Origin of the sequence: Rhodococcus sp. T2V (assembly GCF_029269925.1) — a bacterium.
GTDB lineage: Bacteria > Actinomycetota > Actinomycetes > Mycobacteriales > Mycobacteriaceae > Rhodococcus_F > Rhodococcus_F koreensis.
The window spans coordinates 90,700-108,798 of the sequence record NZ_JARJBD010000016.1; the positions used below are offsets into that span (position 1 = coordinate 90,700).

At 68.1% G+C, this 18,099-nt stretch carries 17 protein-coding genes; 7 read left to right on the forward strand and 10 right to left on the reverse strand.

Going from position 1 to position 18,099, the window contains the following annotated elements; all coding sequences use genetic code 11:
- Window positions 1–4: 4 nt before the first annotated feature.
- The 5 genes from pstA to P3H15_RS16115 all read right to left on the reverse strand — a co-directional run bounded on the left by pstA (window position 5) and on the right by P3H15_RS16115 (window position 5,066).
- Complete coding sequence (pstA, locus tag P3H15_RS16095; protein ID WP_072943053.1) at window positions 5–913, reverse strand: phosphate ABC transporter permease PstA; 909 nt, start codon at window positions 911–913, stop codon at window positions 5–7.
- 3 nt (window positions 914–916) lie between these two features.
- Complete coding sequence (gene pstC / locus P3H15_RS16100; RefSeq protein ID WP_276138164.1) at window positions 917–1,990, reverse strand: phosphate ABC transporter permease subunit PstC; 1,074 nt, start codon at window positions 1,988–1,990, stop codon at window positions 917–919.
- Between the two features lie 68 nt (window positions 1,991–2,058).
- Complete coding sequence (gene pstS / locus P3H15_RS16105) at window positions 2,059–3,177, reverse strand: phosphate ABC transporter substrate-binding protein PstS (RefSeq protein ID WP_276138165.1); 1,119 nt, start codon at window positions 3,175–3,177, stop codon at window positions 2,059–2,061.
- A 216-nt stretch (window positions 3,178–3,393) separates the two neighbouring features.
- The gene (mshD, locus tag P3H15_RS16110; protein ID WP_276138166.1) at window positions 3,394–4,311 is read right to left on the reverse strand and encodes a mycothiol synthase; all 918 of its coding nucleotides are present in this window, start codon (window positions 4,309–4,311) and stop codon (window positions 3,394–3,396) included.
- Window positions 4,308–5,066 (reverse strand): response regulator transcription factor, encoded by a 759-nt coding sequence (locus P3H15_RS16115; RefSeq protein WP_043825261.1) that lies wholly within the window; start codon window positions 5,064–5,066, stop codon window positions 4,308–4,310. Before P3H15_RS16115 ends, mshD begins: the two co-directional genes overlap by 4 nt.
- Window positions 5,067–5,261: 195 nt before the next feature.
- On the opposite strand from P3H15_RS16115, the gene P3H15_RS16120 reads away from it, so the two are divergent.
- The 5 genes from P3H15_RS16120 (at window position 5,262) to P3H15_RS16140 (ending at window position 8,413) form a co-directional block, all read left to right on the forward strand.
- Window positions 5,262–6,041 carry an LmeA family phospholipid-binding protein gene (locus P3H15_RS16120; RefSeq protein ID WP_276138167.1) on the forward strand — a complete coding sequence of 260 codons (780 nt, stop codon included), beginning with the start codon at window positions 5,262–5,264 and terminating at the stop codon, window positions 6,039–6,041.
- A complete protein-coding gene (locus tag P3H15_RS16125; RefSeq protein ID WP_276138168.1) occupies window positions 6,038–6,511 on the forward strand; it encodes a co-chaperone YbbN in 474 nt (157 codons plus the stop codon). The genes P3H15_RS16120 and P3H15_RS16125 overlap by 4 nt, the downstream gene beginning before the upstream one ends.
- Before the next feature lie 236 nt (window positions 6,512–6,747).
- Window positions 6,748–7,200: a DUF4395 domain-containing protein gene (locus tag P3H15_RS16130; RefSeq protein WP_276138169.1), complete on the forward strand. Its 453-nt coding sequence runs from the start codon at window positions 6,748–6,750 to the stop codon at window positions 7,198–7,200.
- A gap of 67 nt (window positions 7,201–7,267) precedes the next feature.
- Complete coding sequence (locus P3H15_RS16135; protein WP_276138170.1) at window positions 7,268–8,104, forward strand: sulfurtransferase; 837 nt, start codon at window positions 7,268–7,270, stop codon at window positions 8,102–8,104.
- Between the two features lie 3 nt (window positions 8,105–8,107).
- Entirely contained in the window at window positions 8,108–8,413 is a 306-nt protein-coding gene (locus tag P3H15_RS16140; RefSeq protein WP_072943045.1) for a DUF1416 domain-containing protein, read from the forward strand.
- A 69-nt stretch (window positions 8,414–8,482) separates the two neighbouring features.
- Here P3H15_RS16140 and P3H15_RS16145 read toward each other — a convergent pair whose 3' ends face one another.
- Complete coding sequence (locus P3H15_RS16145) at window positions 8,483–9,751, reverse strand: cutinase family protein (protein ID WP_276138171.1); 1,269 nt, start codon at window positions 9,749–9,751, stop codon at window positions 8,483–8,485.
- A gap of 323 nt (window positions 9,752–10,074) precedes the next feature.
- On the opposite strand from P3H15_RS16145, the gene P3H15_RS16150 reads away from it, so the two are divergent.
- Together P3H15_RS16150 and P3H15_RS16155 are read left to right on the forward strand one after the other, a co-directional pair.
- The gene (locus tag P3H15_RS16150; RefSeq protein WP_276138201.1) at window positions 10,075–10,716 is read left to right on the forward strand and encodes an FABP family protein; all 642 of its coding nucleotides are present in this window, start codon (window positions 10,075–10,077) and stop codon (window positions 10,714–10,716) included.
- An 87-nt stretch (window positions 10,717–10,803) separates the two neighbouring features.
- Window positions 10,804–11,913 (forward strand): type IV toxin-antitoxin system AbiEi family antitoxin domain-containing protein, encoded by a 1,110-nt coding sequence (locus P3H15_RS16155; RefSeq protein WP_276138172.1) that lies wholly within the window; start codon window positions 10,804–10,806, stop codon window positions 11,911–11,913.
- A gap of 243 nt (window positions 11,914–12,156) precedes the next feature.
- Here P3H15_RS16155 and cydC read toward each other — a convergent pair whose 3' ends face one another.
- The 4 genes from cydC to P3H15_RS16175 are packed head-to-tail and all read right to left on the reverse strand — an operon-like array spanning window position 12,157 to window position 18,095.
- The gene (gene cydC / locus P3H15_RS16160) at window positions 12,157–13,836 is read right to left on the reverse strand and encodes a thiol reductant ABC exporter subunit CydC (protein ID WP_276138173.1); all 1,680 of its coding nucleotides are present in this window, start codon (window positions 13,834–13,836) and stop codon (window positions 12,157–12,159) included.
- Window positions 13,826–15,553: a thiol reductant ABC exporter subunit CydD gene (gene cydD, locus P3H15_RS16165; RefSeq protein WP_276138174.1), complete on the reverse strand. Its 1,728-nt coding sequence runs from the start codon at window positions 15,551–15,553 to the stop codon at window positions 13,826–13,828. The genes cydC and cydD overlap by 11 nt, the downstream gene beginning before the upstream one ends.
- Window positions 15,550–16,587 carry a cytochrome d ubiquinol oxidase subunit II gene (gene cydB / locus P3H15_RS16170; RefSeq protein ID WP_095863320.1) on the reverse strand — a complete coding sequence of 346 codons (1,038 nt, stop codon included), beginning with the start codon at window positions 16,585–16,587 and terminating at the stop codon, window positions 15,550–15,552. Before cydB ends, cydD begins: the two co-directional genes overlap by 4 nt.
- Window positions 16,588–16,598: 11 nt before the next feature.
- Window positions 16,599–18,095 carry a cytochrome ubiquinol oxidase subunit I gene (locus P3H15_RS16175; protein WP_276138175.1) on the reverse strand — a complete coding sequence of 499 codons (1,497 nt, stop codon included), beginning with the start codon at window positions 18,093–18,095 and terminating at the stop codon, window positions 16,599–16,601.
- Window positions 18,096–18,099 lie beyond the last annotated feature (4 nt).

Consider the following 18,099-nt stretch of genomic DNA (forward strand, 5'->3'; position numbering starts at 1 on the left):
TGTGTCACTTGCTGCGGACCTGCGAGAAGTGGCCGACGACCTTGGCCGCGATGTTGAGGACGGCGATCAGGAGGATCAGCGTCAGCGCCGCGCCCCAGATGCGGTTGGTACCGGCATCGGTCGGGTTGTTCATCTCGGCGACCATGACGCCGGGGAGGGTGCCCATCTCGCCGCCGAACAGGTTGAAGTTGATGAACGGTGCGTACCCCACCAGGATCAGCAGCGGAGCGGTCTCACCCATCACGCGGGCCAGCGCCAGCATGACGCCGGTGATGATGCCCGGCAGCGCGGTGGGCAGCACGATCTTGGCGATTGTCTTCCACTTCGGAACTCCCAGCGCGTACGACGCCTCGCGCAGGTCCTGCGGCACGATGCGGAGCATCTCCTCCGTACTGCGGACGACGACGGGCACCATCAGCAGCACCAGGGCGAGCGCCACCGCGAACCCGGACTTCGGGAAGCCGAACGTCGCGATCCACAGGGCGTAGATGAACAGGGCGGCCACGATCGACGGGACACCGCTGAGGATGTCGACCATGAACGTGGTCAGCTTCGCCAGCCGCGACTTCCGGTCGGCGTACTCGACGAGGTAGATCGCGACGAACAGTCCGAGCGGGATGGACAGCACCGCGCAGACGAGTCCCTGCAGGATCGTGCCGATCAGCGCGTGGTAGATACCGCCGCCCTCGGCCGACGACGTGAGTCCGCTGAGCGAGTGGGTGAACCAGGTGGCCGACGTCAGGGCGGGAATACCCTTGACGACGGCGGTGATCAGGACCCACACCAGCGGGACCAGGGCGACGAGCACTGCCAGCGTCACGAGAACGGTGGCGGTGATGTCGGTGATGCGCCGCCGGGTACCGACACCCCGGAAGGTGGGTGCCTTGACCGGCTTGTCGAGTGTCGCGGTCATGGGTCAGTCCTTCTTTCCTGCGATCACGGCGCGGGCCGCGGCGTTCACGACGAACGTGAGTACGAAGAGCACCAGACCTGCGGCGATGTACGCGCCGGCCTGGATGTTGTTGTTGAACTCCGCGTAGCCGAGGGCGATCTTGGACGCGATGGTGGCGCCGCCGTCGAACAGCGACCATCCGAAGGGCTGCGACGTGGTGCGCAGGATCAGGTACAGAGCCATGGTCTCACCGAGGGCGCGACCGAGGCCGAGCATCGAACCGCTGATGTAGCCGGACTTACCGAACGGAATGATCGTGGTACGCACCACTTCCCACCGGGTGGCGCCCAGGGCGAGCGCCGCCTCGATATGGGACGTCGGTGTCTGGACGAACACTTCGCGGGTCACGGCGGTGATGACGGGAAGGATCATCACGGCGAGGACGATGCCGGCCGTGAAGATGGTGCCGCCGCCGGTGATCGAACCGCTGCCCGTCGCGAACAGCGGGAACCAGCCGAGGGTCTCGTTGAGCCACACGGCAAGTGGCTTGATCGCCGGCGCGAACACCAGCAGACCCCAGAGGCCGTAGACGATCGACGGCACGGCCGCCAGCAGGTCGATGACGTACGCCAGCGGACGCTTGAGCCAGTTCGGTGAGTACTCGGTGAGGAAGATCGCGATACCCAGCGCAACCGGCATCGCGAGGACCAGCGCGAACAGCGACACCAGCACCGTCACCTGGAAGAGGTCGAGCACACCGAACGCCATCGCGTTGATGTCCTGGGTGACCCACTCGCGGCTGGTGAGGAAGTTGACCTGGTTCCGGCTCAGCGCGGGCACGGCACGCCAGACGAGGAAGATGCCGATCGCGGCGATGAGGATGGAGATGACGATCGCCGACGTGGTCGCGAGGGACTTGAAGATCCGGTCCCCCGGCCTCGCGACGGCCTTGCCGCGAGGTGTACCGGTCGGGGTCGGGGTTTCGGCCTTGGTGGAACTCAACTCGGCCTCCGGAGTGCCGTTCGGACCGCCCACCCCGGCCCCGCCGGAAGCGGAGCCGGAGGCGCGAGGTACTGATTCGGTGTGCGCTTCACTCATCTGCGCTCCCAATCTTTCATCGTCAGAATATCGAGTCATGGGCGGGTCCGAACGACTTACCGTGTGAATCAGCCGATTGCGGCGACCGACGCGTTCAGCTTCTCCTTCATGGAGTCGGGCAGCGGCACGTAGCCCTGCGCGGCCAGGTTGGCCTGGCCCTCGTTGGCGGCGCTGGTCAGGAACGACTTGACCGCTGCGGAGGTGTCGGCGTCGTAGCCCTTCGAGCACACGATCTCGTAGGTGGCGAGCACCAGCGGGTACGCGCCGGCTTCCTTGGTGCCGAAGATCGAGGCGAGGTCGAGGGTCAGGTCGCCCTCGCCCGCACCCTTGAACTGAGCACCCTCGATGGCCTTCGCCGCGGACTCGTCGGACAGCGCGACGGGGCCCGAGCCGGTGTCGATCTGCGCTGCCGACAGCTTGTTCTGGTCTGCGTACGACTTCTCGACGTAGGTGATCGAGCCGGGGGCGGAGGCCACTGCCTGCGCGACACCGGCCGAACCCTTGGCGCCCTCACCGATGCCGCCGGTGAAGTCGGAGCCGGCACCGGTGGTCCAGGCGCCGTTCGAGGCGGCGGTGAGGTACTGCTGGAAGTTGTCGGTGGTTCCCGAGGAGTCCGACCGGATGATCGCGGTGATGTCCTGGTCCGGCAGGGTGGCGCCCGGGTTGAGGGCGGCGATGGCCGGGTCGTTCCACTTCTTGATGGTGCCGTTGAAGATCTTGGCGGTGACTTCACCGTTCAGCACCAGGTCCTCGACACCGTCGAGGTTGTAGGCGACCGCGACGGGCCCGAAGACGAGGGGAAGGTTCCACGCCTCGCCGCCGACGCAACGCGCCTTGGCCTGCTCGGCCTGCTCGGCCTTGATCGCCGAGTCGGAACCGGCGAAGTCGATCTGCCCCGCGATGAACTGGGTACGTCCGTCACCGGAACCGCTGGGGTTGTACGCCAGGTTGACGGTCTTGCCCTTCTCCTGGCACACGGAGATGTAGGTGGAGACGAACTGGTCCATGGCGTTCTTCTGCGCCGAGGAACCGGCCGAGGAGAGGTTGGCCTTGCCCTCGCACGTCGCGCTCGAGGCGGCTGCGTCGACGCCGCTCGACGCGGCGTTGTTGTCGCTGCCACACGCGGCCAAGGTCATGGCACCCAGGGCCACTGCACCGAGCAGGGCGCCATTGCGCTTGAGATTCACCTAGTCCTCCGGAAATACCGTCTCGCCCTGGATCGGGCGGCGACATGAGGCGCGGACCGGGAGGATCCTGCACCAGGCAGCACGGCGCTGCCCACGGAGAAACCTAGGGGTAGCTAATGTCCAGTTGGACCACGATCGGTGAACGGAAAGTGAACAGACCGAGCATTTGCCCATATTTCCGAGACGAACGACGGGTGCCGAAGTAAGAGGCGCGCCTCAGGCTCGCGCGTACGCGACGTCGGTGTGGAACCGCTCGAACCCGAGCCGGTCGTAGGTGTGCAGCGCCGACGTGTTGTCGCCCTCGACGTAGAGCAGCACCGCACCGAGCCCGCGATCACGCAGGTAGTGCAGTCCGGCGAGTGTGAGCAACCGGCCGAGACCGCGCCCCTGGGCGTCGGGTCCGATGGCCACCACGTAGACCTCACCGATCGCCGGTTCGTCGCCCTGCTGCGGGTGCACCTTGGTCCAGTGGAATCCGAGCAGCCGTTTCTCGTCCGACGTGCCGTACGCCATGAACAGCCCGGCCGGATCGAACCAGGCCTCCGCGCGGCGTTCGGCCATTTCCCGTTCGGTCCACGACCCCTGCTCGGGATGCCAGGCGAAGGCGGCGGCGTTGACCCGCAGCACCTCGGGATCATCCTCGACGCCCCGATACACGCGAAGCGAAATATCCTCCGGCACAATGATTTCCGGAAGCTCCGCACCCTCGAGCGGACGCCGGAGCTGCAGCAGTTCGCGTGCACCGCTCAGCCCGAGGCGGTGCGCCATCGCCTGCGCCGCGGGCAGGTTGCCGTGCGCCCACACCCGGGTGTCCGGACCACCCTCGGACAGGACCTCGGTAACCAGCCGGCTACCGATCCCCCGGCCGCGCGCCTCGGGATCGACCGCGAGTTCGGCCATCGCGGGGTGCTCGCCGTGACCCGGCTGCAGCTGCGCGTACCCGACGATCCGATGGGCGTCGGTCTCCACGAGATGGCGGACACCGTCGCCGCCGGCCCCGGACACGGCGTGCACGCCCTGCTCCGACACGGGCGCGGTTCCGTCCGCTGCCGTCGCGCGGTCGAGCAGTGCGGACACGTCCGCGGCCTGCTTGCCGTCGAGTCGATCGGTCCAGGACTGCACCGAAGCGCTCACTGGATCACAGGTCCTTCCGCGGATTCGAAGTCTGCATCTTCGGCGTCGAGGTCGTCGACCGGCGGCACCGGCGCACCCGACTTGCTGCGGGTGGGACGGACGGCCTTGTACCCGACGTTGCGGACTGTACCGATCAAGGATTCGTACTCGCTGCCCAGCTTGGCGCGCAGGCGACGCACGTGGACGTCGACCGTGCGGGTACCACCGAAGAAGTCGTATCCCCACACCTCTTGCAGCAACTGCGCGCGGGTGAAGACGCGACCCGCGTGCTGCGCCAGGTACTTGAGGAGTTCGAACTCCTTGTAGGTGAGGTCGAGGGGGCGGCCACGCAGCCGGGCCGTGTACGTGCCCTCGTCGATGACCAGTTCACCGAGCGTGATCTTGCCCGACGCCTCCGGGCTGGCGACGCCGCCGGTGCGTCCGACCAGCAGTCGGAGGCGGGCGTCCACCTCGGCCGGCCCGGTGCCCGGGAGCAGGATGTCGTCGAGACCCCAGTCGGAATTGACCGCCACCAGGCCACCCTCGGTGAGCACCGCCACCACGGGGACCGCGGAACCCGTGCTGCCCAGCAACCGGCAGAGGCCGCGGGCCGCCGCGAGATCGGTGCGCGCATCCACCAGGGCGATGTCGGCGGAGCTCGCTTCCAGGAGAGAGGACACCTCCGTCGGGGCAGGCCGCACCGAATGCGCCAGCAGGGCGAGGGCAGGCAGCACTGCCTCGGGGTTCGGGTCGGAGGTAAGAAGCAGTAGCTCCACACAGCCTCCCATCTCGTCGCCGTCGTACCCGGCCGGCCGACGGATCGTTCGTCCGCCGGTCCAGGTAGATCGACACTGAAGGTATCGACACTTTTGTCGGTGACAGAGTAGCGCGCCGCCGTCACGGTCCGTCGCACCGAACCCCGGCAACCGGCGCGGAGGTTGCGCCGGCACCGTGTCCGTCACAATGGGGCCGTGCGGAAACTCATCATCGGAATCGTCTTCCTCGTGGCACTCGGGCTCGTCGTCGACTTCGGTTCGGCGGCGTACGCGGAATACCGGGTGTCGCGGGAACTGCGGGCGGGCGCGTCCCTCACCGCGGATCCCGAGGTGACGGTGCACGGCTTCCCCTTCCTCACCCAGGCGTGGGACGGGAAGTACGAGAACATCGAGATCCGCGCACAGGGAGTACAGAGCGACGTGGTCGGTGAGGTGACGATCGAATCCACCCTCCTGGGCGTGTCCGCGCCGCTGTCCGACCTCGTCGACGGCTCCGTCACGAGCCTTCCGGTCGACCACCTCTCCGGTCGGATGCTCATCGACGCCACCGACCTCGGCCGCTTCCTCGACATCCCCGACCTGCAGGTTTCGGCCCCGCCGGCCAGCAAGTCGGACGGGACCGGCGGCTCCGGCGGCTCCGGAATGACGACCGCGGGCGGCGTCGTCCTCACCGGCACCGTCCCCGTCGGCCAGCTGGAGACCACCGTCAGCGTGCAGGCCGACCTGGTCCTCGACGGCGATCAGGTGAAGATCGTCGCCAGCGACTTCTACTTCGGGCCCGAGGGCCACGCCGACTTCACCATCCCCGAGCCGCTCGCCCCCGCGATCCTGGGCCTCTTCACCCGGACCATCGACGCCCGGGAACTGCCGTTCGGCGTCCAGCCGACGGAGGTGTACGCGGAGGGCTCGCAGATCGTCATCGAGGGCGTCGGCGACAACGTCACGATCGACCTGAACGAACTGCAGAGCCGATGACCGGAATCACACTGTTACTGATCGCACTGTTCGCGGCCCTCGCGTTCGGGCTCGTCTGGCAGCGCCGCCAGGGGAAGGTCCGGACCACCGGCGAGACGACCACGGCCGTGACCGACGAGCGACGCCTGCTCCTCGAGGCGGCGGGCGTCGGGTCGGGTTCGGGGCACGGGCGACCGGCCACCGTTCTCCACTTCTCCGCCGACTGGTGCGGACCCTGCGCAGCGGTGCGCAGGGTCGTCGGACAGGTCGTCGCGGACCTCACCGGCGAGCCGGAACCTCCCGTCGAGGTGGAAGTCGACATCGACGAGTATCCCGCTCTCGCCAAGGAACTCGGCGTTCTGTCGTTGCCGACGACGTTCATTCTCGACGCCGACCTGCAGCAACGCTTCCGGGTGTCCGGGGTGCCCTCGACGGCCGACCTGAGGGCGGCGCTCGGACCCCTCACCCGGCCCCCGGCTTCAAATTCCTGAAGAACCGGGTAAACTCGTCGCCGTGCAATCCAGCCACGAGCTCATGCTCACCCGACGCCGCACGGTAGACCTGTGCCGCCTCGGGGCTTGTTGCTGTACCTGTTGCTGATCACCAGGGCTGTCGCTTTCTGCTGACACCGCGGACTCCGCGCACGTGATCGAAACCCGATGACGACGTCGTCCGTCGTTGCTCGGCGCCAGGCAAGCATTCAGGACTCAACGCAGGAGCACTTCTCATGTCCACAACACTCGAGGTCGAGCAGGTCGACGTTCGTGGCCCCCGGTTCGCCGCCTGGGTCACCACCGCGGTCCTCGTCGCCGTCCTCGTCGTGTCGACGTTCTCGCTGGTCGCAGCAGGAATTCTGCTGGCACTGCAGGCGGTCGTCTTCGCGGCAGGCGCGGCCTCCGGGCCGCGGCGCAGCCCGTACGGCCGGATCTTCGGCACCCTCGTCGCGCCGCGACTCACTCCGGTGAGCGAACGCGAACCGGCCGCACCGCTCCGGTTCGCGCAGCTCGTCGGATTCGTCTTCGCCGCCGTCGGCACCGTCGGCTTCCTCGCCGGCTCCGGCATCGTCGGCGCCGTGGCCACCGCATTCGCCCTGTTCGCGGCGTTCCTCAACGCCGCATTCGGGTTCTGCCTCGGCTGTCAGATCTATCCACTCGTCGCACGCCTCCGGCCCGCGGCCTGAAAGTTTCGCACCCAGAACCACTGCACGATCCACCCGACACAAGTAAGAACACATCGAAAGGAACACCATGGCTCGCTCCGATGTCCTAGTCTCCGCCGACTGGGCTGAGCAGAACCTCAACGCCCCCAAGACCGTTTTCGTCGAGGTGGATGAGGACACCAGCGCATACGACGGCGGCCACATCGAAGGCGCCATCCGCCTCGACTGGCGGAAGGACCTGCAGGACGGGGTCCGTCGTGACTTCCTGAACCAGCAGCAGTTCTCCGACCTCCTGTCGGCCAAGGGTGTCGCCAACGACGACACCATCGTTCTCTACGGTGGCAACAACAACTGGTTCGCGGCGTACGCGTACTGGTACTTCAAGCTGTACGGCCACCAGGACGTCAAGCTGATCGACGGCGGCCGCAAGAAGTGGGAGCTCGACGGGCGCCCCCTCTCCAAGGAGACCGTGGCCCGCCCGGCCACGCAGTACAAGGCCGACGCACCCGACCTGACGATCCGCGCGTTCCGCGACGAGGTCATCGACGCCATCGGCAACAAGAACCTCGTCGACGTGCGTTCGCCCGACGAGTTCTCCGGCAAGATCCTCGCCCCCGCACACCTGCCGCAGGAGCAGGCGCAGCAGCGTGGACACGTCCCCACGGCCATCAACATCCCGTGGAGCACCACCGCAAACGAGGACGGCACCTTCAAGTCGGACGACGACCTGGAGAAGCTGTACTCGGAGAAGGGCTACGACGAGTCGAAGCCCACCATCGCGTACTGCCGTATCGGCGAGCGCTCCAGCCACACCTGGTTCGTGCTCAAGGAGATCCTCGGCAAGTCCGATGTCAAGAACTACGACGGCAGCTGGGTCGAATACGGCTCACTCGTCGGCGCACCCATCGAGTTGGAGGTTCACTGAACCATGTGTGGAGCACCTGTACAGACCCAGACCCTGCCCGCGGGCGTCGACGTCGAGAAGGAAACGGTCATCACCGGCCGCGTTCTCGCCGCTGACGGCCAGCCGATCGGTGGAGCGTTCGTGCGTCTCCTCGACGGCGGCGGAGAGTTCACCGCCGAGGTCGTCGCCTCGGGCACCGGAGACTTCCGCTTCTTCGCCGCTCCCGGCGACTGGACCGTGCGTGCACTGTCCAGCTCCGGCAACGGCACCGCCACGGTGAGCCCGACGAGCGCAGGCGTGCACAACGTCGACGTCACGGTCGGCGAGTAAGACTCAGCACCAGCACAGGAAGGCCCCGCTCCGGCATTCGGAGCGGGGCCTTCCTGTGCGCGGCTCCGCCTACTGCTGCTGCGCGAGCGCGGTGATCCAGTCAACGATCTTCTCGCTCTCCCAGTACCAGGGGTCGTTCGGGTTGTTGTTCCAATAGAAGAGGTGCTGGATGAAGCCCAGGAAGATGTACGGCTTGATCACGAGTTCGAAGACGTCCCGGTTGTCCTCGACGAACCCGGGGCCCTCTTTCGCGAGCTTCGCCTTCACAACCTCGGAACCGGGGCCCATCGCCCAGTTCAGCGCCTCGACCATCTGCTCCTGCGACAGCTGCGTGTTCCGGTCCGGCCCGTCGGGGTCGTAGGTCTGATCGGCCACCTTGCGCAGGACGTCGAGGAAGGACTCGTCGGAGGCGAACCAGTCGTCGTGGGTGACGATGTGCACGATCGACCGCGCCGCCATGTTCGTCACCGCGTTCGCGAAGTCGGAGACGGTCTGGCCCGGGTCCAGCAGGGTGAAGTGCATCTGTCCCAGCACCCCGAGCGCCAGCTCGAGGACGGCGATCTCCTGCGGCGCGTCGCACGCGATGTCGTAGGGGCGGCACGCGTAGGTGATCTTGCCGTCGAGGGCGCCGTAGTCGGCCGGCTCGGACGACATGAATCCGCCTCCGGGTGGGCCGGGTTCGCCCATCGAGGGGGTGCCCGCCGGACGGTACGGGTCGCCGATCAATGCGACGCCGGCGATGTCGTCGGCGGTAACCAGAGCGTTGCTGTCGCGGTGGCCGAGTTCGCGCGCCACCCGTTCGACGACCTCGGCGCCGACGCTGTATCCGAGCAGCACGTACTGGGTGTCCTCGCCACACTTCGCCTTGTTCTCGTCGAGGATCCTGTTCGTCGACGCGACACCGGCGGCCATCGAATCCTGGTATGTCGGAACAGGTTGCAGCAAACTCAGGCCGTACGTGGACGGGTACGGAACATACATCCACCCCACCGTTCCCGGCTCGTCCTTGTTCGCCTCGCCGGTCGGCACCGTCACGTTGCCCACCCAGTTCGACCACACCTCGCCACTCTCCGCGAGGGGGTTGCGGTCTTCCTCCGAATCCGTCGCGCCCGAGACCGCGACGATGAGAATGTCCGGGCAGTCGGCGGCGTAGTTGTTCGGATCGACGCGGTCGGTGTCGTCGCTCCCCGAACCGGCGCTTCCCGACCCTGCACTGCCGGAGTCCGGGGCCGCGACGGCCAGGCCGGGAGCGCCGAACGCGGACACGGTGAGCAGCAGAACCGTCGCCGTGATCGCGGCTCGCGCCAGGCCGGGGAGGGCGGGGCTGGATCGACGCATGGGACCTCCGGGAGGAGCGGGAGACGAGACGACGGCATGGGGATATCCGGAACCGACCGGGTGGTCGCCTTCGAAAAACCGTAGCCGCAGTGACGGTAAGCCGCCTCCCGTTTCGACCGTTCGACGGGTTCGGTTTAGGATGTCACCGTGGTTATCTTCTTCGAGGTACTTCTTGTCCTTGCCGCCGTGTTGATCACGTGGTTCTCCCTCTACACGATCTACCGCCTGGTCACCGACGAGTCGTGAGTCACACTCCGGACGCAGGCGCAGATCCGCCTTCCGAGCACCCGACTACGAGCGCGCCCGCTGGGGACTCCCCCACCGTGCGTCGTGGTAGCGGTGACGCAGCCGTCGCGGACGCCATCGAGCGTTCCAAGACGACGGCGTCGCGGAACATCCCGCAGCTTCCGGACCTTCCGCTGCCCGAGGACACCGCGAATCTGCGCCTCGGCCCGGATCTGAACAACGAACTCCTCGCGGTACTGCCGCTCGTGGGCGTCTGGCGCGGTGAAGGGGAAGGCCACGACCCCGCCACCGGCGACTACCACTTCGGGCAGCAGATCATCGTCTCCCACAACGGGGGCAACTACCTCGAGTGGAGATCCCAGACCTGGGTTCTGGACACCGACGGCGAGTACGTGCGCCCCGACCTCCACGAGACCGGCTTCTGGCGGATCAGCGGAGACGGCATTCCCGGCAGCACCAACGAGGAAGTCGTCGAGCTTCTCCTCGCCCACAGCTCCGGCATCGTCGAACTCTTCTACGGTCGCGCCCTCACCCAGTCGTCGTGGGAACTCGCGACCGACGTCGTGATCCGCAGCACCTCCGGTGTCCTCGTCGGCGGCGCCAAGCGTCTCTACGGCATCGTCGAGGGCGGCGACCTCGCGTACGTCGAGGAACGCATCATCGCGGACGGGGAGCTGCGCCCCCACCTCTCCGCGCGGCTGTCCCGCTACGTTGGCTGACGCCCCGTGAGTACTTATTAACCACGGGCGGTTGACAAGTACTCACGGCTCGGGTTATCCACAACCTTTGATTCATCCACAGGTCGGTTGAAATCGGCCGTTTTCGGGCCATTCCTGTCGGCCGGGTTCCGCACCGTCGCGTCCATGACACCTGCGACGATCGACTTCAAGCCCGAGTTCCAACGTGTCCTCGACCACCAGCACGGCCTCGTCACGGCCCGGCAACTACGTGGGCTGGGCATCTCCACCCGGCAGATTCAGCACATGGTGGAGTCCGGCCAGTGGCCGGCGGTTCTACACGGCGTCTACGCCGTCACCAACGGTCCCCTCGACCGGCCGATGATGCTGTGGGCGGCGCTGCTGTTCGGCGGTCCCCGCGCGATTCTCAGCCACCGGACCGCGGCCGAGGAGTGGGCGCTGGTGCGCGTCGATCCCGAGGGTCCGATCCACGTCACCGTGCCCTACGGATTGTCCGCGGAGCACCAGGGGCCGACGTATCGCAAGGTCGGCCGGCGGTCCGGCCGTCTGGTTCCGCGCGAGGGCGATCTTCTCCACCCGGGAGTCGTGGTGCACCGGTCCCGGGCGCACGCCCACATCCTCGTCCCGACGCTCCTGCCGCGAACGTCCCTGGCCGACACGGTCGTCGATCTGGCCGTCGAGGAGCCGTCGGCGCCGGCGGCCGCGCGGGTCGTCGTGTCGGCGGTCACCGGCAGCAGTGTCTCGGTCCACACGCTCCTTCGACGGATCGAGCAGCGTCCGCCGCGCAGATACCGCAGGGCACTGACCGACGCGCTGACGTTCGTCTCCAGCGGAGTCCAGTCGATTCTGGAGCACCGGTACGCCGTCGACGTCGAACTCGCCCACGGACTGCCGGCCGCCCGGCGACAGTCGCCTGTGCTCGTCGACGGGAAGACTTTGTACGAGGACGTGGACTACTCGGACAGCGGTGTTCCGCTCCTCGTGCGGCTGGACGGGCTGCGGTACCACTCGTCGCGGTCGGTGGCGCTGCGCGACCGGCGTCGCGGCAACGCGGCGGAACTCGCGGGGAAGGCGGCGCTGGTGTACGGCTGGGAGGAGGTGACGCAACGCTCGTGTGAGGTCGCGGCCGAGGTGCGCACGGTGCTCGAGCGGGGCGGCTGGAGTGGGTCGAACCCGTGCCCGCGATGCCGTGAGTACTTGTTAACCGCCGGCGGTTAACAAGTACTCACGGGCGCGAAGCGCACAACGGCCCCCGAGCCTTCCGGTGCTGGTGCACCGGTCCCGATCTTGGACCAGACCGGGGGCTCGGGGGCCGGGTAGCTGCCTGGGATTCGCTCGCCGCTCGCGCGGTCAGTGAATTCCGTCAGCGGTAGCGGCTAGCTGGCAGCCACCTCACGTGTCCGTCTGTCATTCAATTTCAGACCACCTCCTTCCTCGTGTACACAAGAACGTACGCCGCACTCACGGAGTCGGCAACGCATTTTCGCTCTCAGCTTTCGCCACCCGTATCACCAGGTCAGCGCTGGTATCCTGCGGAAGCTGGTGGGTGACCACCACGACTGTGCGCTGCGCAGACACCAATCCGCCGTCGAGTGCGAGCAGTCTCCGCAGCAGGTCGGCGCCCGCGTCGGCGTCGAGGTGTTCGGTCGGTTCGTCCAGCAACAGCACCCGGTCGGGCGACACCAACGCCCTGGCGAGGAGCAGCCGGCGACGCTGCCCGCCGGACACCGCTCTGGCACCGCCGGCGAGGGTCGTGTGCACTCCCTCCGGCAGCCCCGCCACCCATCCCCCGAGCCCGACGGACTCCAGGACGGTCACCGCCGCCGCGGCATCCAGGTCTCCGCGCGCCACCCGCAGGTTCTCGAGCACCGACGTGTCGAAGAGGTGCGCGTCCTCCGCGAAGAACCCGACGTTCCGGCGCAGCGCCTCGGACCTGATCTGGTGGAGGTCGATCCCGTCGATCCGGACCGTCCCCGAGACGGGTGGGAGCAACCCGGCGAGCGTCATCAGAGTGGTGGTCTTCCCGGACCCGCTGCCCCCGACGATCGCGACCCGGGCACCCGGCCGCAGGTCGAGGTCGAGCGAGGCGGTGATCTGCCCTCCGGGCCAGCCGCACCGCAGGTCCTTCGCGACCACTTCCGCCGGTCCGTCGAGGTCCCGGTCTCCGGGGTGCGGATCCGCGACTGCGGCATCGAGCACGGCGATGATGCGGCGGGACGCGATGCGGGCCCGCGTCAGCGCGACCGCTGCGGCGGGCAGTGCCGCGGTGGCCTCGAACGCGGACAGCGGCAGCAGCACGAGGATGCCCATCGCCATCGGGCTCATGGTCCCCGACGAGTACAGGTCCATGCCGATGAGCAGCGACGCGATGACGCTCGCCCCCACTGCCAGCGGTGTGGCGGCGTCGGCGAACGCGCTGGGTGCGGCGGCGCGGTCGGTGGCCGAGACCGCGGCATGCTCGGCATCGACGGCCCGCGACACGGCGCGGTCGAGGCGACCCGCGACGCGCAGTTCCGCGGCGTGATCGAGGGCGGTGACGGCGCCCTCGCTGAACCGGGCGCGCGCCTCCGCTCCGGACGTCTCGGCGAGGCGGGCGGCCCGGGCGGACAACCAGGGCGCCGCGACCCCCGACACCGCGAGCGCCACTGCGAGCACGAGCGCCGCGGCCGGCGAGATCACCGCGAGGATGCCGACGGCGGCCACGGCCAGGACGACGGCCACGGCGATCGGAACGAGCGCGCGGACCACGACGTCACCGAGGGTGTCGACGTCGGCCCCGGTGCGCGCGAGGAGTTCGCCGCGGCGCAGTCCGGCCGCGGCCGCGGGGTCCCCGTCGGCGAGCCGCTGGTACAGCCGGGTGCGGGCGGACGTGGTGCCGCGCAGGGCGGTGTCGTGGGTGGCCAGCCGCTCGAGGTAGCGGAAGACGCCGCGGGAGATGCCCAGGGCGCGCACCGCCACGACGGCCACGCTGAGGTCCAGGACGGGCGGCATCTGCCATGCCCTCGTGATCAACCAGGCCGACAGCGCCGCCAGCGCGAGGGCACTGCCCAGGGTGGCGACTCCGGCGGCGACGGCCCGTGCGACCCGTCCCGGTTTCAGGTCGAGGAGCGGCAGCGCCCGGAGCAGCGGGTCACGCGACATCGGCGCTCACCTCGATCACCCGGTCGGCGGCCGCGAGCACGGTCGGCCGGTGCCCCACCACCACGACCGTCCGGCCGGCGGCGGCCAGGCCGCGCAGGGAATCGAGCACGGTCCGCTCCGATGCGTCGTCGAGGTGTGCGGTGGGTTCGTCGAGCACCAGGACCGGACGCCGGGTGGCCAGCACCCGGGTGAGTGCGAGCCGCTGCCGCTGTCCGAGCGACAGTCCCGTTCCCCCGGATCCGACGCGGGTGTTCCAACCGTCGGGGAGTTCGGCGAGGACCTGGTCGAAACCCGTAGCCGCGCAGGCTTGTTCGAGGTCGACGACGTCGCCGATGAGCCGGAGGTTCTCGTCCAGAGTGCCGGGAACGAGGACGGGGTGCTGCGGCAGCCACGCCACCTGCGCCCACCACGCGGACCGGTCGAGCGAATTCACGGGGACGCCCGCCACCCGCACCTGTCCGCCCTCGGGTGCGACGAGGCCGAGGAGTGCGTGCACCGCAGTCGATTTCCCGGCGCCGTTGGGCCCGGTCAGCACGGTCACCGCGCCGGGTTCGACGGTCCCGGACAGTCCGTGCGGCGCCAGGCCGCGGCGCGATGCGACGTCCACGTCGTCGAACTCGAGGCGAGCCCCGGTGGCATCCACCACGATTGCGCTGTCGGCGTCCACCACCCCACCGTCAGAATCGACAGGCTCGTCCGAATCGACCGGCTCGTCGGCATCGATGACGGCGAAGGCGCGACTCGCGGCGGCCATCCCGTCCTCGGCGGCGTGGAACTGGGTGCCGACCATCCGCAGCGGGAGGTACACCTCGGGCGCGAGAATCAGTGCGACGATTCCCGCCTCGAGTCCCATGCCCCCGTAGACCAGCCGCAGTCCGATGCTCACGGCGACGAGCGCGACGCACAGGGTGGCCAGCAGTTCCAGCACCATCGACGACAGGAACACCACCCGCAGCGCCGACATCGTGGTCCGGCGGTGGGCGTCGCCGAGTTCGCGCACCCGCGTCGCGGGCCCCTGTTCGCGGCCCAGCGCGCGGAGTGTGGGCAGTCCGGCGAGGAGGTCGAGCAGTTGCGAGGACAGTGTGGTCATCGCGGTCAGCGTCTTGGCGGCCTTGCCCCTGGTGAGCAGGCCGATGAGGATCATGAAGACCGGGATGAGCGGCAGCGTCACGAAGATGATGGCCGCCGACGTCAGATCCTGGAATGCGATGACCGCCAACGTCGCCGGCGTGAGCGTTCCCGCGAGGACCAGGGCGGGGAGGTACCCGGTGAGGTACGGCACGAGTCCGTCGATGCCGCGGGTGAGCACGGTCGCGATCTCGTCCCGCCGCGGATCGAGTGCGCGCGGCCGCATCCGCGTGGCGACGCCGAGCACCTCGCCCTTCAGTTCCGCCACGACCCGCGTGGCGGACCGGTGCGCGAAACGGGACTGGATACAGGTGCCGAGGACGCGGATCCCCACCGCGGCCGCGAGGACCGTCAGTTCGGTGGACCACCGTCCGAGGTCGGTGGCGTCGTCGACGATGACGCCACCGAGCACACGGCCGATCACGATCGCCGACACGATGACCATCGCGACGTTGACGATCGACAGCCCGACCGTGAGGACGAGATACCCGCGGGCCGCCGCGGAGTACCGCCACAGGCGGGGATCGACGGGGCGCCGGGAACCCCGCTGCCCGGCGGGGCGGGGTGCGTCGCCGACCGCTGCGCTCATCTGCGCTCGAGCGGGAGACCGATCGACGGCGGGATGTGCTTGGTCGAGATCCGTTGACGGAACACCCAGTACGTCCAGCCCTGGTAGATCAGCACCACCGGGGTGAGGAACGCGGCGGCCCACGTCATCACCTTCAGCGTGTACGGACTCGACGACGCGTTGTCGATGGTGAGGCTGTACGCGGCGTCCAGTGTGGACGGCATGACGTTGGGGAACAGCGAGCCGAACAGCAGGGCCACGGTGGCGATCACCGCGATCGACGTGAGCGCGAACGCCCAGCCCTCACGTTCGGCGCGGGTGAGCGCGACCACGCCCAGGAGTGCGGCGGCGGCGATCGCGACGAGGATCCACGTCCAGCCCTTGCCGTGCGCCAACTGCGTCCACAGCACGAACGCGCCTGCCACCGGAACGGCCGGGATTGCCAGCCGCGACGCCAGTTCGACGGCGTCCGTGCGGACCTCGTCGGCCGTCTTCAGGGCGAGGAACACCGCGCCGTGCAGGGCAAACACGAGCGCGGTCGTCAGACCGCCCAGCAGCGCATACGGATTGAGCAGATCGAAGAGGTTGGAGGTGACCTGCTTGTCGGCGTCGATGTCGACGCCCCGCACGATGTTCGCGAACGCGACACCCCACAGCACGGCAGGCACCCAGGACCCGAAGACGATGCCCCAGTCGCACCGTCGGCGCCAGGTGTCGTCGTCGATCTTGCCGCGGTACTCGATGGCGCAGATCCGGACGATCAGCGCGACGAGGATGATCAGCAGCGGCAGATAGAAACCGGAGAACAAGGTGGCGTACCACTCGGGAAACGCCGCGAACAACGCGCCGCCGCCGGTGATCAGCCACACCTCGTTGCCGTCCCACACGGGGCCGATCGTGTTGAGCACCACCCGCCGTCGGGTGTCCCCGTTCGGGTCCTTGCGCCTGCCGAGCACCGGCATCAGCATGCCGACACCGAAGTCGAATCCCTCGAGGACGAAGTACCCGATGAAGAGCACCGCGATCAGGATGAACCACACTTCTTGAAGTCCCATGACCGTCTCCCCTAGTACGCGAACGAGAGTTGCTCGGGCTTGCCCGGTTCTTCGGGCTCGTCGTGGCCGTCACCCGGTGGATGCGCGTCGTGTTCGAGCGGTCCCTCCACCGTGTACCGGCGGATCAGCGTGAACCACACGACCGCCAGCGACCCGTAGACCACAGTGAACGTGATGAGCGAGACCCAGACGGTCCACGGGGAGTGATTCGAGACGCCTTGGTCGACAGTCAGTCTGATCATGTCGACCCCGGTCGGGTTGGGTGCCACGACCCACGGTTGGCGGCCCATCTCGGTGAACACCCAGCCCGCGCTGTTGCCGAGGAACGGCGTCGGAATGACGAGGAGGGACAGCCAGCCGAACCACTTCTTGTCCGGGACGCGGCCGCCGCGGGTCATCCACAGGCCGACGACGGCGAGCAGCGCAGACCCGGCCGCCCAGCCGATCATCGCGCGGAACGTCCAGTAGGTGACGAACAGGTTGGGCTTGTAGTTGCCCGGCCCGTACATCTCCTCGTAGCGGGCCTGGATCTCGGTGACGCCCTCGACGGTGGAGTCGAAGCTGCCGTCCGCGAGGAACGAGGTGAGCCCGGGGATCTTGATGAGCTGGGTGATGCTGTCGCAGTTGTTCTGGGTGCCGACGGTGAGGATCGAGAAGTCGGCGCCGGTTTCGGTGTGGCACAGCGATTCGGCCGACGCCATCTTCATGGGTTGCTGTTCGAACATCAGCTTGCCCTGGATGTCGCCGGTGATCGCGAGTCCGACACCCGCGGCGACCATCACCCACAGCGCGAGGATCGTGACCGGACGGAACATCGTCCTGGCGGTCTCCTCGTGCTTCTTCGCGACCTCCGGTTCGGTGGCTTCCTTCGACTTGCGCATGCTGCGCACCATCCACCAGCCGCCGACGCCTGCCACGAACGTGCCCGCCGTGAGGAATGCTCCGGCGACGACGTGAGGGAAGGCCGCGAGGGCGGTGTTGTTGGTGAGCAGTTCCCAGATGCTGGTGAGTTCCGCGCGCCCGGTCTCGGGGTTGTAGACGGCCCCCACCGGGTGCTGCATGAACGAGTTCGCGGTGATGATGAAGTACGCGGACGCGTTGACACCGATCGCGACGAGCCAGATGGTGGCCAGGTGGACGAGCTTGGGCAGCCTGCCCCAGCCGAAGATCCAGAGTCCGAGGAACGTCGACTCGAGGAAGAACGCCACCAGTCCCTCGAGGGCGAGGGGCGCGCCGAACACGTCGCCGACGAAGCGTGAGTACTCGCTCCAGTTCATGCCGAACTGGAACTCCTGCACGATGCCGGTGGCGACCCCGAGCGCGAAGTTGATCAGGAAGAGTTTCCCGAAGAACTTGGTGAGCCGATACCAGTGGTCCTTTCCGGTGACCACCCACATCGTCTGCATGACGGCGATCAGCGGGGCGAGCCCGATCGTCAGCGGTACGAGGATGAAGTGATAGACGGTGGTTATGCCGAACTGCCACCGGGAGACATCCAAGGCATCCATGGCT

Excerpts from the sequence above, each read along its gene's own strand:
- P3H15_RS16140 (WP_072943045.1), top strand. The coding sequence starts at position 8,108 with ATGTGTGGAGCACCTGTACAGACCCAGACCCTGCCCGCGGGCGTCGAC.
- P3H15_RS16135 (WP_276138170.1), top strand. The coding sequence starts at position 7,268 with ATGGCTCGCTCCGATGTCCTAGTCTCCGCCGACTGGGCTGAGCAGAAC.
- cydC (WP_276138173.1), bottom strand. The coding sequence starts at position 13,836 with ATGTCGCGTGACCCGCTGCTCCGGGCGCTGCCGCTCCTCGACCTGAAA.
- P3H15_RS16130 (WP_276138169.1), top strand. The coding sequence starts at position 6,748 with ATGTCCACAACACTCGAGGTCGAGCAGGTCGACGTTCGTGGCCCCCGG.
- cydB (WP_095863320.1), bottom strand. The coding sequence starts at position 16,587 with ATGGGACTTCAAGAAGTGTGGTTCATCCTGATCGCGGTGCTCTTCATC.
- pstA (WP_072943053.1), bottom strand. The coding sequence starts at position 913 with ATGACCGCGACACTCGACAAGCCGGTCAAGGCACCCACCTTCCGGGGT.
- cydD (WP_276138174.1), bottom strand. The coding sequence starts at position 15,553 with ATGAGCGCAGCGGTCGGCGACGCACCCCGCCCCGCCGGGCAGCGGGGT.
- P3H15_RS16125 (WP_276138168.1), top strand. The coding sequence starts at position 6,038 with ATGACCGGAATCACACTGTTACTGATCGCACTGTTCGCGGCCCTCGCG.
- pstC (WP_276138164.1), bottom strand. The coding sequence starts at position 1,990 with ATGAGTGAAGCGCACACCGAATCAGTACCTCGCGCCTCCGGCTCCGCT.
- P3H15_RS16175 (WP_276138175.1), bottom strand. The coding sequence starts at position 18,095 with ATGGATGCCTTGGATGTCTCCCGGTGGCAGTTCGGCATAACCACCGTC.
- P3H15_RS16145 (WP_276138171.1), bottom strand. The coding sequence starts at position 9,751 with ATGCGTCGATCCAGCCCCGCCCTCCCCGGCCTGGCGCGAGCCGCGATC.